Raw genomic sequence first — 11,968 nt, 5'->3', positions numbered from 1 at the left:
GGTCGGTTCCTGCCGCGCGTGGCCCGTCGAATGGCACAGTGATGTCCATGGACAGGACGCACGTCAACGAATGGCTCACCGCGTACGAGCGGCTGTGGCGGACGCCCGGCACGGATGCCCTGGTAACTCTCTTCACCGAGGATGCGAGCTACCAGCAGGGGCCGTACTGGACACCTGTCGTCGGTCTGCCGGCCATCGCCCAGATGTGGGAGAAACAGCGCAAGGGCCCCGACGAGGTGTTCCGGATGACCAGCGAGATCGTCGCGGTCGACGGTGACACTGCCGTGTCGCGTCACGAGGTCCGCTACGGCGACCCGGTCGAGCAGGAGTACCGCGACCTGTGGGTCATGCGGTTCGCCGAGGACGGACGTTGCCGGTCGTTCGAGGAGTGGCCGTTCTGGCCGGGACAGCAGCCGGCCAACCCTCCGGACGGTTCGTGACCCGAGGCCCCGGTGGCTGGGGGCGGACTATCGTGATTCCGTGAGTACCCGAGACGTGCCCGCGCAGATCGGTGGCCTGCCGCCGATCGGGCGACCAGCCACCAGTGCCCTGCTCGAAGCCGGCATCACCACGCTCGCCCAGGTGGCCACCCACAGCCGCGGCGATCTGCTGGCCATGCACGGGGTGGGCCCGAAGGCGGTCGACATCCTGGCCGCCGCGCTGGCCGAGCAAGGGTTGGCCTTCGCGGCTTCGTAGAAGGGCCGCTGGCTCAGTCGGGCGGGTTGGCGCAGAGCGCCTCCAGCCGTTCCAGCGTCTCGGTCATGCTCGTGATCCAGCCGCGCCCGCCGTCCATCGCCGCCTGCTCGTCGGCCGGCAGCTGGGAGCAGTCATAGATTTCGGTCACGATGGTCGCGTCCGGGCCGTCGGGCGTCAGCTCGTAGGTCCACCGGTGTCCCCATCGCGCCTGAGCAGTGGCGCCGGGTGCGGTGTCCGGGTGGCCTCGGCCCGGCTCCGGTGTCCAGCCGATGCGCCGGTTCACCTCGTACTCGACGACGTGGTTGTTCATCTCGTAGTCGCCATACCGCGAGTAGTGCATCCTCATCACGAAGACGTCGCCGACGGCGGCGACCACCGCGTCCGATACGGCACCCCGCAGCATCCCGGAGCCGTCGAGATCGGTGTGTCGCCGAGGATCCGCGAGGATCCGGAAGATGTCGGCCGCTGGCGCGGCGATCCGCCGGGACACCGCGACGGGCTCGGCCCGACCACCTGTCACCGGTACGCCTCCTCGAAGGTGATCGTCGCCGACGCCTGGCGCTGGACGTCGTCGAGCCGTTCGCTGAGGAAGGCGCGTTCGACCTTGTTGTCGGTGTGGGCCAGGGCCTCCTGGTAGGCGTCCGCCGCCGGCGCCCAGCGGTTGAGTTGGCGCAGGAAGTCACCACGGGCGGCGCTGAGGTAGCCGTAGGTGGCCAGGACCGGTTCGGCGAGCAGTGGCGTCAGTGCGTCGAGACCGGCCTGCGGGCCGTCGCGCAGACCCACGGCCACGGCACGGTTGAGCTCGACCACCGGCGAGGGCCAGAGCTGGAGCAGGACGTCGTACAGCCCGACGATCTCCGCCCAGTCGGTGTCCTGCCAGGTCGGCGCCTCGGCGTGCACGGCGGCGATCGCGGCCTCGACGGCGTACCGTGTCGGCGGCCTGCGACGCAGCGCGACGGTCACCAGGGCGACCCCCTCGCTGATCAGCCGGGTGTCCCAACGCCCGCGGTCCTGCTCCGAGAGCAGTTGCAGCCGACCGGTGGCCGACAGGCGACTGTCGTCACGCGCATGGATGAGCAGCAGCAGCGCGAGCAGGCCGGTGATCTCCGTGTCGGTCGGCATGAGCAGGTGCAGCATGCGAGCGAGGTTGATCGCGCTGTCGACCAGGTCACGGCGGACAAGGTGCCCGCCGCTCGGCGCCGTGTGGCCGGTGGTGAAGATCAGATGGACGACTTCGAGGACGGCGCTGACCCGCCCGGCGAGGTGGTCGGGCGACGGCACACGGTACGGGATACGGGCCGTGGTGATCTTCTTCTTGGCCCGGGTGATCCGTGCGGCCATTGTGGGCTCCGGCACCAGGAACGCGCGGGCCACTTCCGCCGTGGACAGCCCGCACACCAGCCGCAGTGTCAGCGCGACCTGGGCGTCGCGGGACAGGGCCGGATGAGAGCAGGTGAAGACGAGTCGGAGCCGGTCGTCATCGAGGCCGTCCTCGGGGCCGGGCACCGACTGGTCGGTCACCAGCTGCGGTAGAGCCCGACGCAACGCCGACTCGCGGCGCAGCACATCCAGCGCCCGGTTGCGGGCGGTGGTTGTCAGCCACGCACCGGGACGATCGGGGATGCCGATCTGCGGCCAGACCCGCAGCGCCTGGGCGTAGGCGTCCTGGGTGCACTCCTCCGCGAGATCGAGGTCCCGGGTCAGGCGTGCCGTCGCGGCCAGCAACTGGGTCCAGTCGCGGCGGTGCGCCTGCGCGACCGCCGCGACCACCTCGGCGCTCATCCGTGATCGACCACCGGACGGATCTCCACCCCGCTGTGCCCGGCGGAGACCTCGTACAGCCGCGAGGCCAGGCTGATCACCTCGTCGAGGTCGGGGGCTTCGATCAGGTAGTAGCCGCCCACCGCCTCCTTGGTCTCCAGGAACGGCCCGTCCGTGATGGCCACCCGACCGTGCGGGTCGGTGCGCAGTGTGGTCGCGACGGCAGCCGGCTCCAACTGCTGGCCGTCGAGGACGGCCGGACCGGCTGCGGCGCAGAAGGCGCCGTGGGCCTCGTCGCGCTTCCGCATCTCCTGCTGTGACATCGCGGCCCACTGCCGTTCGTCGCCGTGGATGAGGATCAGGTACTTCGCCATGTCGCGCATCCCATCGTGTGGAGCCCCGCCGGGCCCGCCTACCTAACCGACGAGTCAACCTGATCGCCGATCGACAAACGAGGGGACCAATTTTGCCGGGTGGAAGGCCGGCGGCGGTGCCCGCCGGTTCACCGCTCTGTCGCGCGGTTCACACCCGGGCTTCGACGGGCTCCGCAGCGGCGTCGAGCGGCAGGTCGCGCAGCCGCCGGATCGGGGTCGACAGGTAGATGATGGGAGACAGTACGGTGAGGGCACCGAAGATCAACAGCGTGGTACGCGCGCCGAGTGGCCCGGCCAGGAGGCCGGCAAGCAGGCTGCCGAGCGGGATGGCGCCCCAGGAGACGAACTTGACCGTGGCGATCACCCGCGACAGGAGGTCCGGCGGGCTGGCGAGCATCCGGTAGGTGCGGGTGGTCACGCTGAGCACCACCGAGGAGCCGGCGAAGACGAGGTTCCCGACGGCGAAGGCGAGATAGGCGGCGGTGCCGCTGCCCAGCGGAATGACGAGCGCCCCGGCCACCCCGACGACGGCCGCGATGACCAGGCCGCGTGCGGTGCCGACCCGGTCGGTGAACCGGGTTGTCAGCGCGGCGCCGACGAGTGTGCCGAGCCCGTCGGCGGCGAGCAGCAGCCCGACCATGAGTGGCGACGCGTGCAGCTCGCGTACCAGGTAGTACGGGAAGAGCGCGAGCATCCCGCCGCAGACGAAGTTCGTCGCGGTGGCGTCCCACATGGAGGGTCCGATGATCGGGTGTCGGAGCACGAAGTGCCAGCCCTCGCGGATCATCGTGACCATCGGTGGCCGCTCGGCCGGGCGCAGCAGACGCCGGGCCGGAAGGGTGCGCAGCAGCACGGCGGAGATCAGGTAGCTGACGGCGTCCACGAACAGCGTCGGCACCGCGCCCAGCAACTGCACCGCGAGCCCGCCCAGGGACGGCCCGCCGAGCTGGGTGGCGGCATAGGTGCCGGAGTTGAGGCTGTTGCGCGCCTGCAACTGCGCGGCCGGAACGATCTCCGGCAGGAAGGTCTGGTTCGCCACGTCGAACAGCACGTTGGCGAAGCTCACGACCAGGGCGACCACGATCAGTTGGGCCACCGTCAGGGCGTCGAACCACCAGGCCAGGGGCACGGACGCGATGGCGAGGGCCCGGATCAGGTCCAGGGCGACCTGCGTGCCGCGCAGCGGCACGCGCTGCACGATCACCCCCGCCGGCAGGCTGATCAGCAGGTACGCGAGGTAGCCGGCCGCCGTGATCAGACCCATTTCGAGGGCCGAGGCGTGCAGCACGTTCAGCGCGGTGAGCGGCAGGGCGATCCCACCGATCGCCGAACCGAGGTGACTGGTCGTGCTGGCGCCCCACCAGCGCCAGAAGGCAGTAAGTCTCATAATGGAACTCACTATAGGGGCGCGTGCGGCGGGAGCACCACGACCAAGCGCCCCGTCCGTTGTGGACGGGGCGCTTGGTCGGTTCAGCCAAGTTGCGGGTCGAGAGCCGATCGGTCCTCGTGAGTCGTCGACGCCGAAGTGGCTACCTCGATCCGGGGTGACCGGTCCGGCGGAAGGTGGGCGGGGTCGGCGATCACGACCACATCCACTTCACCGTCGATCATCTGCTGCTCGACGGTCTCCCAGGGTGCCCGGACGATTCCCTTCAACCGGTAGTCGTGTCGACGAAGGTGTGCGAGACACATCGCGACGGCGGGCTCCGACGGTTCGATATTGGCGGGGATCCAGACAACGGCTATTTCCATGGTCTCTCCTGATCAACGTCGTGGACGCGGCTGACTGATCAGGGGTTGCCGCGGCGGCGGAGGGCCCCGCTCCACGGGCCGGCTGGTGGCGCGCATGTCGACGGCGGCGACAGTGAGCCCCCGGGACAGCGGCGAGATGGGTGGCGGATGTTCAGCTGTCGACGTCGGCACATCGACACCGCTGGCGCCGACGCCGGTGGGTGTGGACGCGACAGCCAGCACGAACGCGGGCAGCCCCGGCTCGGGGCGAGCCGGTGGGCGCGGCGTCGGCGCGGGGACCGCGATCATCGACACCTGCGTGTGACCCGCCCTCTGGGCCCGATCCCGCGCGCGGCGTTCGACGCTGCCGTGGGGGTTGTCCCGGGACACCGTCGCCGTCCCGGAGGTCGACGGTGCTGGCGGTGCCGACGGCGACGGTGGCGAGGCAGCCCGCGAAGCCGAGGCGGACGGGACGGGGGCGGTGGGCGGCGAGGACGACGACGGCACGCCTGTTCGCCGGGTCGGTTTGGCGGCCGGAAGCCTGGCCGACGTCGAAGGCAGGGGGATGGCTGACGGCAGCGACAGGGGAGTGGCTGACGGCAGCGGCAGGGGAGTGATTGACGGCAGCGGCAGGGGGATGGACAGCGGCGACTCGACCACGTCGGGCAACAACGCCTCGATGAGATTCGGTGAAGTGGCGGCCGTCGCGGGGTGGGGACCGGTCGGCACTGGCACTGGCACCGGCAGTGACGACGTCGAGTCAGCGCGAGCGGGGTCAGCGCCGAGAGCCACGCCCAGTGCCACCGCACCGAGCGCGACCGCGGGCAGGCTGTGCCTCAGGCGCATCGCACAGGGAGCCGTGTCGCCAGCCGTGCCCGGTCCGAGTCACCGGTCCGGCACCGCTGGCCGAGCGGTCGCTCCTCGCTCCCTGTCGTGCGGTCCATCTGCGTTGCTTGCCCCCGGAAAACGCGGGCTACACCTTCCGTCGCGCCGCACCTGGTCAGAGGCCCGTCCACTGATGACGACGCACCCTCTATGGTGGACCGATGGCGACGGTAAGGCAGGTCCAGATCACCTTCGACTGCACGGAAACTGAGCGCGTCGCTCGTTTCTGGTGCGAGGTGCTGGGCTACGTCGTGCCGCCCCCGCCGGAGGGGTTCGCCTCGTGGGAGGAGGTCGATCGCACGCTGCCGCCCGAGCGTCAGGGTGCCGCGTTCGCGTGCGTCGATCCCTCGGGCGTGGGCCCTCGACTGTTCTTCCAGCGCGTTCCCGAAGGCAAGGTCGTCAAGAACCGGGTGCACCTCGACGTGCGGGTCGGCACAGGGCTGGTGGGTGAGGAGCGCCTGGCCGCACTGGAGGCGGAATGCGCGCGACTGATCCCCCTCGGCGCGGCACGTGTGCAACTGCTGCGGGCCGACGGCGAGAACGAGTCGTGCCTCGTCATGCAGGACGTCGAGGGCAACGAGTTCTGTCTCGACTGAGAGCGCCGGGGACGCGTCGGTCAGGCGTCACACCACGGGATCGCGCGGTGGCGGCGGCTGACGGAGAGCGTCGCCGATGATCCCGGGCCTGCGCCGTGCCACCCCCGCGAGGAGGTCCGCGACCTGGACGCGCGGATCGTCACGGGAGTCGACCATGACGAGCCCAGCCAGGGGTGACACTCCATCCGGCAGAGCCCAGGTCGTGTCGGCTGCCGCCGACGGTGCGCCGCCGCCGGCCATCATCCGCTGGAGGCGGGTCAGTCGATCGGCCGTCAGGGCACTCTGCTCGTCGTGGGTCACCAGCACCTGCCGCTGGCCGCCGCTCCAGGACAGGACCGTTTCCGCCAGCGCCGGCAGCAGCGGTTCCAGCGGTGGGGGCACCGACCGGTCGTCGTCGAGCCGGGCCACCACGGCCCGCACATGGCCCGGGTCGAGCCCGTCGAGGACGGCGTCGGCCGCCGCGCCGAGCCTGTGGTGCAGCAGCAAGTCCCGGGCCTGGAAGAACCGCTGTACCGACTGCCGCACCGGCACCCGCCGCTTCATCCGGACGAGGTCGACGAACGCCGCCAGGAAGGCGCCCCAGTCGCTGCCGGCCGAGTGTCTGGCCGTGTAGAGGGCGAGAGCGGTCGGCCGCTGGTCGAGGGCCAGCCGGGTGCCGGCCGCGTACGACGGCTCGGCCAGCAGGAACTCGACGATCCGGGTGACGAGGAAGAACTCCTTGTCGATCAGGTGGACGTGCGCGCGACCGGTCAGCGCGGTCAGGAACCACTCCAGGGCTTCGTCGGCACCCGAGCCGCGCAGGAACCGCCCGGACTTGAGCTCGTGTGGTGAGAACCGGAACCCCGACCGCAGCTCGGTGATGAGCGCGACGGCCTCGTCGACCATCAGGTCGACACTCGCGTGCGTGATCACCGGAGCGGTCGAGTGCAGCAGGTTGGTGCCCGAGAATCCCGACTCGTCGCAGGCGATCTCCACGACGGCGCCCACCACCGCGTCCCGCAGCGGCAGCCCGCCCTGAAGTGGCGATCTCACCCGCGAGCTCCCGCCATGCCGACCATGGTCACGCCTGCGCCCGCACAGGACAACCCGATTGTGTACGGCAGGGCGAGGTGACCGGGCCGGGAGGGGCGCTAGTGTCGCGCCGAGCGGACCGGCTCGGCGAGGGGCCGGCCGACGCGGAACACTGCGAGCGGTTCGCCGCCCACCCGCTCGGCCAGCCGGCTGGCGGTCGCCGGGCAGTCGACGAGTTGGCTGAGTGGATGGACCGACAGGCCGTGCCGGGCGAGCGTCAACCACGTACGCAGCAGACGCCGGCCTGCGGCGACACGGTCGCCGTCGTCGGCGAGCAACACCAGGACGCTGCCGTCGTAGCGCAACAGACCGCGGCCGCTGGCGGCCAGCAGCGCCGGGAGGCCCAGCCGGCGGGTGACCGGGTACGCGCGAAGCGCGGCGGACAGGAACCGTGCCTCGAACCAGGACAGGGCGAGCGCCCGGTCGGTGAGTCCGTCGAGGTGGTAGCGAGGGTGGGTCGGGCTCAGCCGCAGCCAGTCACGCAGCTCGACCGCGACGGCCGGCGTGCCGAAGAGCCATCGGTCGGCGACCACCAGGTCCGACACGAGATCCCGGGCCGGAACGTGCGCGATGCCGGGGCCCAGTTCGGCGATGACGGCGGCGTCGACGCACCCGGGCGCGTACGGGCCACGGGCGACCCGGCGGGACTCGACGTCGGCGATGGTGAAGGGAGTCGCGTAGCGGTCCGCCGCGGGGACCAGTCGAGGGCCGGGGGCCGCGGTGATGGTGAGACCGAGTTCGGCGGAGACGATGAGGCACGTCTCGACGAACGCGCCGATGCCGAGGGCCAGGTCGCGCCCGGTCGGGTCGGAGTCGGGCAGGCTGCGGGCAGGATCGACGCCGATGGTGATCTCGTCCGGGTGGTATTCCGGTCGCCAGGGCTGCGTGTTGTGCGCGCTCGGCGCCCGGCGGCAGATCGCCTCGTTGGCCCGCAACCGCTCGACCCAGCTCACGCGACCGCCGCCCTCTCGTAGAAGGTGTACCCGTGCAGTGGCCGGCCGCCGGCCCGTCGGTACTGGGCGGCCGAGGCGATGTTCGTCCGTTCGACGAAGGTGCTGCGCAGCGTGCGGTAGCCAAAGTTGGCGAGGTTGCGGTGCAGCTCCCTGGACAGCAGCGTGAGGTACCCCTTGCCCTGCTCGTCGGGCACGGTGCCCTTGATGATGAGGACGGCGTCGCTGCGGTAGCGGCGGCGGGTGGCGAGCAGCCGGAGCTGGTTGGGTATACCGAGCCGGCCACCGACGCGCATGAGGTATTCGGAGATGTCCGGCACGGTGACGACGAACGCGACCGGCCTGCCGGCCTTCTCCAGCCAGAGGAGCAGCGCCTCGTCCAGTAGGAACGCGAGACCGTCGGTCTGCTCCGCCAACTGCTCGGCGGAGATGTCGGTGTAGTAGCCGAGTTGCGCGAAGCTCGCGTTGAGCATTCGCCGCAGGATCGGCAGTTGGCCGCGTAGACGCCACCGGGAGCCGTGCCGGACGACGAGCTGTTCGGCGGCGATCCGGGCGTCGTCGAAGACGAAACCGTGGTCCTGGTCCGCGACGGCCGTGCCGTGGACGTCGACCAGCCAGGTGTCGGCCTCGAAGCGACGGTGGAAGCCGTGCCGTTCGTACATGTGCGGGTAGTAGGCGGGGTTCCACGCGGAGTCCACGAAGCCGCGGTCGGCGAAGCCGGAGGTGATCACGCCGCCGGTCTGGTTGGGCAGCAGTGCCACCGGCCCGAACAGTGGCCGACCGTCGGCCCTGGTCTCGACCGCGTCCATGATGGCGGCGAAGACGTCGTCGTCCTCGACGAACTCGGTGTGCCCGAACAGCTGTCGGGGGCCCACCTTGGCGTCGAAGGCGGCACTGCGGTGCATGCTGGTCCGCCCCACGACCACACCGTGGCGGTCGCGGACCAGGAACAGGTCGGCGGTGCGGCGGTGGGCCGCGATGACCGACGACAGCAGGGGTACGTACCGGTCGCTCGGGTGCAGCCGCAGCGGGAAGTCGACGAACGCCCGCAGGTCGGCCCGGGACCGCACCGGATCCAGTCTCATCCGCGGTGCACCGGTGGGCCGGCCGTCTCGGTGGAGAGCGGGGTGAAGGTCGGTATGTGCGCCATGCCGTCCGACTCGGCGCGCCAGATGCCGTTGCTGTAGCCCTCGGGCTCGGCGTTGTACAGGCGGATGTATCCACCGGTCGCGTTCGTGGTGCCGTGATCGGTCACCCAGCACATGAGGTCGCGGTGGTGGCGGCTGCGGGCGAACGTCAGCAGTGCGTCGCGGTCGCTGAAGAAGGCGATGGTGCCGAGCGTGAAGGGAAACTGGTAATACACGGTGTGCCAGCGGTACCCCTTCATCCGTCTCATCTGCCGGACCATCCGGAACCACGTCCGGGTGAGGGTGAAGATCGAGCGCGGCCCCCGATAGCGGGTAGCTCCGACGAACATGGCGGTCGCCTGGCCCACCGGGGGAGCCGCGGAGAAGTCGGTGGTCCTCATGCCGGCACGCCCCTCACCAGGTAGACGTTCTTGATCGTGGAGCCGGCGCCGGCGAACGGGCCGGTGCCGTACTCGTGGATCTCCACCCGCAGGTCGGCTGCGGACGGGTCCTCGGCGAGGGACTCGGCGAAGTCCCGACTGACCTCGGCGAGGTGACGCAGCACCCCCGCACGGCAGGTGTGGACGAGGGCTCGCCGCTCGTCGGGGCCGAGGGCCACGCCGTCGCGAAGTTGCAGGTTGACCACCGGTCGACTCTCCAGGTCGGCCTGCTCGACCACCTGGAGGCAGAAACTCTGCAGCAGGTGCGCCTGAGGGTTGCCGGTGTAGAGGCCGTACTCGACGTCCTGCGGATAGATGTTGGCGCCCATGTAGGAGATCGTGCTGTCCTTGCGGCCGTACAGGAACAGCAGCGGCAGCCGCATCCGGTCGACCTGCCAGGCGCGGTCCGCGGCGGCCCGCGCGGCGGGGTCGGTGATCGCGGCCACGACATCGGGGTACGAGATCAGCCGGCCCTCGTCGCCGATGTTGTAGCGGACCCGGGGATTGAGCACCGCCGTCGAGTTGATGGTGCAGAGCACCTCGTTGTCCGCAGTGGTCTCCAGGTAGGTCTCCAGCGGGTTGTACTGGAAGATCATCGGCAGCCGGTGCTCGTCGGCGCCGAGCAGGGTGGCCCGCAGTGCGGCGTCGGTCCGCAGTCGTCGACGCACCCAGACGCTGAAGTCGCTCTCCCCGGCGATGCCGATGGTGAGGTCGCTGGCCCCGTAGCCGGAGCGCACCTTCAGGAAACGTTCCTGGAGGTAGTCGCGCAGCGCCTCGGTCATCCCCTCGCCGCCGACGAGACCGCTGATGCGGTAGTCGGCCCACGGGAAGTCCTCGGCGTCGAGCTTGTCGCGCAGGTGCTTGAGGAACGGCGGGTACGCGGTCACGATGTAGTCGAAGCCGGGCCCGAAGTAGCGCAGGGTGTCCGCGATCTTCTGGAGGTCTGGCCCGGTGTTCTTCACCATCGCGATGGTGGACATGGCAATGCCGGTGTTGGTGCCGGTGGCCCAGGCGCCCATCGAGTATGCGTTGATGACGAACCGCCGCTTCGACGGGAACACCATTGTCGCGTAGCCGGCCAGGTTCTTGTGCACCGATCGCAGCTCACGGCGGCTGCGGATCCAGTTGAACGGTTGCCCGGACGAGCCCGACGACTCGTCGACCACGCTGCCGGCGATCTCGATCTCACCGTGCCGACAACGCTGCGCCTCCGGGTACGCCTGCACGTACGACCGCTTGTCGGTCGGGGGGTACGACGACAGGTCGAACCACCGGAACCGCCAGTTGCCACGGCGCAGGAAGTCGTCGTACGCGGGGACGTCGATCGCGGCGAACTGGCACGTCATCCAGGCGTGCAGTCGGGCGAAGTGACCCATGTACGGGCGGTATTGACGTGCCGTGAGCCGCCACACCGCCGGATGGATCCGGTAGAGCGTGTAGAGCCAGGTCAGAGCGAAGCTCGAGGATCGCAGCGTCCACCGGCGCAGGAATGTGACCACGCGGCAACGCTATCGAGCCGCCGGGGCAGGCGCCTGACGGCGGGTACTCAGGCGTCGTTGAGTACGTTGTGGACTCTTCGTCAGACGGTCGTCGAGTCGCCGGGACGCAGGTCGACGAGCAGATTCCGCACGCCGGCCTCCTCGAAGGCCCGTACGACGTCGTCGGCATCCTGGGTGTAGTGCCCCCAGCCGTCCTGGTGAACAGGGATCACCGCCCGGGCGCCGAGCAGGGCCGCCGCTCGGGCCGCCAGGTCAGCCGTCAAGGTGAGGAACCCGTCTCCGCGTACGGCGATCCGGGCCGCGCCGAGATTGAGGAATGCGATCTCGATCGCCGGAAACTGCTCCGCGACGACGGCCACGACGTCGAGGGAGGCGTTGTCACCGCTGACGTAGACCGTTGGCCAGTCGGTCGCCTCCAGCACGAAGCCGACCACGGGGCCGTTGTGCACCCCGATCTCCGGCGTTCCGTGCAGCGCTGGAACCGCTGTGACGCGGATGTCGCCGGTCTCGGCGTGCGCGAACGGCCGGAGGCCGACCGCACCGGCGCCGAGATTCGGTGCCCCAGCGGCGGTGGTGAACACCCGTGGGGCCCGGCGGGCGAACTCCCGCCCGGAGATGTCCAGGTTGTCGATGTGGTGCTCGTGCGACACGAGCACCACGTCGACCTGGCCGAGGTCCTCGGGCGCTGCGCTCGGGCCGGTGAGCTTGGTCGCCGTCACGGGGCCGTTCTGGTACGTCCGCGGATCGTCGAAGGTCGGGTCCAACACGACGCGCGAGCCGGCGTAGTCGAACACTGCCGTCGGGCCGCCGAGGGAGCGTACGGTCAGCTTGTTCATGG

15 protein-coding genes are annotated in these 11,968 nt (G+C 70.4%); 4 read left to right on the top strand and 11 right to left on the bottom strand.

Annotated elements, in window-relative coordinates; all coding sequences use genetic code 11:
- Positions 1-47 precede the first annotated feature (47 nt).
- On the top strand, positions 48-440 hold the full coding sequence (locus KBX46_RS03300) for a nuclear transport factor 2 family protein (protein ID WP_088948906.1): 393 nt from the start codon (positions 48-50) through the stop codon (positions 438-440).
- A 40-nt stretch (positions 441-480) separates the two neighbouring features.
- Positions 481-696, top strand: coding sequence for a DNA-binding protein (locus KBX46_RS03295; protein ID WP_307871467.1), 216 nt, complete (start codon positions 481-483; stop codon positions 694-696).
- 13 nt (positions 697-709) lie between these two features.
- Here the strand turns inward: KBX46_RS03295 and KBX46_RS03290 are convergent, their stop codons facing one another.
- The 5 genes from KBX46_RS03290 to KBX46_RS03270 form a co-directional block, all read right to left on the bottom strand.
- The gene (locus tag KBX46_RS03290) at positions 710-1,216 is read right to left on the bottom strand and encodes an SRPBCC domain-containing protein (RefSeq protein ID WP_210790726.1); all 507 of its coding nucleotides are present in this window, start codon (positions 1,214-1,216) and stop codon (positions 710-712) included.
- Positions 1,213-2,478 carry an RNA polymerase sigma factor gene (locus KBX46_RS03285; RefSeq protein ID WP_247666802.1) on the bottom strand — a complete coding sequence of 422 codons (1,266 nt, stop codon included), beginning with the start codon at positions 2,476-2,478 and terminating at the stop codon, positions 1,213-1,215. Before KBX46_RS03285 ends, KBX46_RS03290 begins: the two co-directional genes overlap by 4 nt.
- Positions 2,475-2,831, bottom strand: coding sequence for a YciI family protein (locus tag KBX46_RS03280; protein WP_210790724.1), 357 nt, complete (start codon positions 2,829-2,831; stop codon positions 2,475-2,477). The genes KBX46_RS03285 and KBX46_RS03280 overlap by 4 nt, the downstream gene beginning before the upstream one ends.
- 148 nt (positions 2,832-2,979) lie before the next feature.
- Positions 2,980-4,218, bottom strand: coding sequence for an MFS transporter (locus KBX46_RS03275; protein ID WP_210790722.1), 1,239 nt, complete (start codon positions 4,216-4,218; stop codon positions 2,980-2,982).
- Between the two features lie 83 nt (positions 4,219-4,301).
- Positions 4,302-4,583, bottom strand: coding sequence for a hypothetical protein (locus tag KBX46_RS03270; RefSeq protein ID WP_210790721.1), 282 nt, complete (start codon positions 4,581-4,583; stop codon positions 4,302-4,304).
- 94 nt (positions 4,584-4,677) lie between these two features.
- On the opposite strand from KBX46_RS03270, the gene KBX46_RS03265 reads away from it, so the two are divergent.
- Positions 4,678-4,887 carry a hypothetical protein gene (locus KBX46_RS03265; protein ID WP_210790719.1) on the top strand — a complete coding sequence of 70 codons (210 nt, stop codon included), beginning with the start codon at positions 4,678-4,680 and terminating at the stop codon, positions 4,885-4,887.
- Positions 4,888-5,608: 721 nt separating this feature from the next.
- Complete coding sequence (locus tag KBX46_RS03260; RefSeq protein WP_210790717.1) at positions 5,609-6,043, top strand: VOC family protein; 435 nt, start codon at positions 5,609-5,611, stop codon at positions 6,041-6,043.
- Positions 6,044-6,070: 27 nt separating this feature from the next.
- On the opposite strand, the gene KBX46_RS03255 is transcribed toward KBX46_RS03260, so the two are convergent.
- The 6 genes from KBX46_RS03255 to KBX46_RS03230 all read right to left on the bottom strand — a co-directional run bounded on the left by KBX46_RS03255 (position 6,071) and on the right by KBX46_RS03230 (position 11,966).
- Positions 6,071-7,075, bottom strand: a complete 1,005-nt coding sequence (locus tag KBX46_RS03255) for a hypothetical protein (RefSeq protein WP_210790715.1) — start codon at positions 7,073-7,075, stop codon at positions 6,071-6,073.
- A 98-nt stretch (positions 7,076-7,173) separates the two neighbouring features.
- Positions 7,174-8,067: a hypothetical protein gene (locus tag KBX46_RS03250; protein WP_210790713.1), complete on the bottom strand. Its 894-nt coding sequence runs from the start codon at positions 8,065-8,067 to the stop codon at positions 7,174-7,176.
- The gene (locus KBX46_RS03245; protein WP_210790711.1) at positions 8,064-9,149 is read right to left on the bottom strand and encodes a hypothetical protein; all 1,086 of its coding nucleotides are present in this window, start codon (positions 9,147-9,149) and stop codon (positions 8,064-8,066) included. Before KBX46_RS03245 ends, KBX46_RS03250 begins: the two co-directional genes overlap by 4 nt.
- Entirely contained in the window at positions 9,146-9,592 is a 447-nt protein-coding gene (locus KBX46_RS03240) for a DUF4188 domain-containing protein (RefSeq protein ID WP_099854883.1), read from the bottom strand. The genes KBX46_RS03245 and KBX46_RS03240 overlap by 4 nt, the downstream gene beginning before the upstream one ends.
- Positions 9,589-11,130, bottom strand: coding sequence for a phenylacetate--CoA ligase family protein (locus KBX46_RS03235; protein ID WP_210790709.1), 1,542 nt, complete (start codon positions 11,128-11,130; stop codon positions 9,589-9,591). Before KBX46_RS03235 ends, KBX46_RS03240 begins: the two co-directional genes overlap by 4 nt.
- Before the next feature lie 80 nt (positions 11,131-11,210).
- Positions 11,211-11,966, bottom strand: coding sequence for an MBL fold metallo-hydrolase (locus KBX46_RS03230; RefSeq protein WP_210790707.1), 756 nt, complete (start codon positions 11,964-11,966; stop codon positions 11,211-11,213).
- Positions 11,967-11,968: the final 2 nt, after the last annotated feature.

Origin of the sequence: Micromonospora sp. C81, assembly GCF_018070425.1 — a bacterium.
GTDB classification, from domain to species: domain Bacteria; phylum Actinomycetota; class Actinomycetes; order Mycobacteriales; family Micromonosporaceae; genus Micromonospora; species Micromonospora zamorensis.
Note: the sequence above shows the minus strand (reverse complement) of the source record. Positions and strands in the feature narration are given on the sequence as shown.

Excerpts from the sequence above, each read along its gene's own strand:
- KBX46_RS03230 (WP_210790707.1), bottom strand. The coding sequence starts at position 11,966 with ATGAACAAGCTGACCGTACGCTCCCTCGGCGGCCCGACGGCAGTGTTC.
- KBX46_RS03285 (WP_247666802.1), bottom strand. The coding sequence starts at position 2,478 with ATGAGCGCCGAGGTGGTCGCGGCGGTCGCGCAGGCGCACCGCCGCGAC.
- KBX46_RS03260 (WP_210790717.1), top strand. The coding sequence starts at position 5,609 with ATGGCGACGGTAAGGCAGGTCCAGATCACCTTCGACTGCACGGAAACT.
- KBX46_RS03270 (WP_210790721.1), bottom strand. The coding sequence starts at position 4,583 with ATGGAAATAGCCGTTGTCTGGATCCCCGCCAATATCGAACCGTCGGAG.
- KBX46_RS03275 (WP_210790722.1), bottom strand. The coding sequence starts at position 4,218 with ATGAGACTTACTGCCTTCTGGCGCTGGTGGGGCGCCAGCACGACCAGT.
- KBX46_RS03240 (WP_099854883.1), bottom strand. The coding sequence starts at position 9,592 with ATGAGGACCACCGACTTCTCCGCGGCTCCCCCGGTGGGCCAGGCGACC.
- KBX46_RS03245 (WP_210790711.1), bottom strand. The coding sequence starts at position 9,149 with ATGAGACTGGATCCGGTGCGGTCCCGGGCCGACCTGCGGGCGTTCGTC.
- KBX46_RS03300 (WP_088948906.1), top strand. The coding sequence starts at position 48 with ATGGACAGGACGCACGTCAACGAATGGCTCACCGCGTACGAGCGGCTG.
- KBX46_RS03265 (WP_210790719.1), top strand. The coding sequence starts at position 4,678 with ATGTCGACGGCGGCGACAGTGAGCCCCCGGGACAGCGGCGAGATGGGT.
- KBX46_RS03280 (WP_210790724.1), bottom strand. The coding sequence starts at position 2,831 with ATGGCGAAGTACCTGATCCTCATCCACGGCGACGAACGGCAGTGGGCC.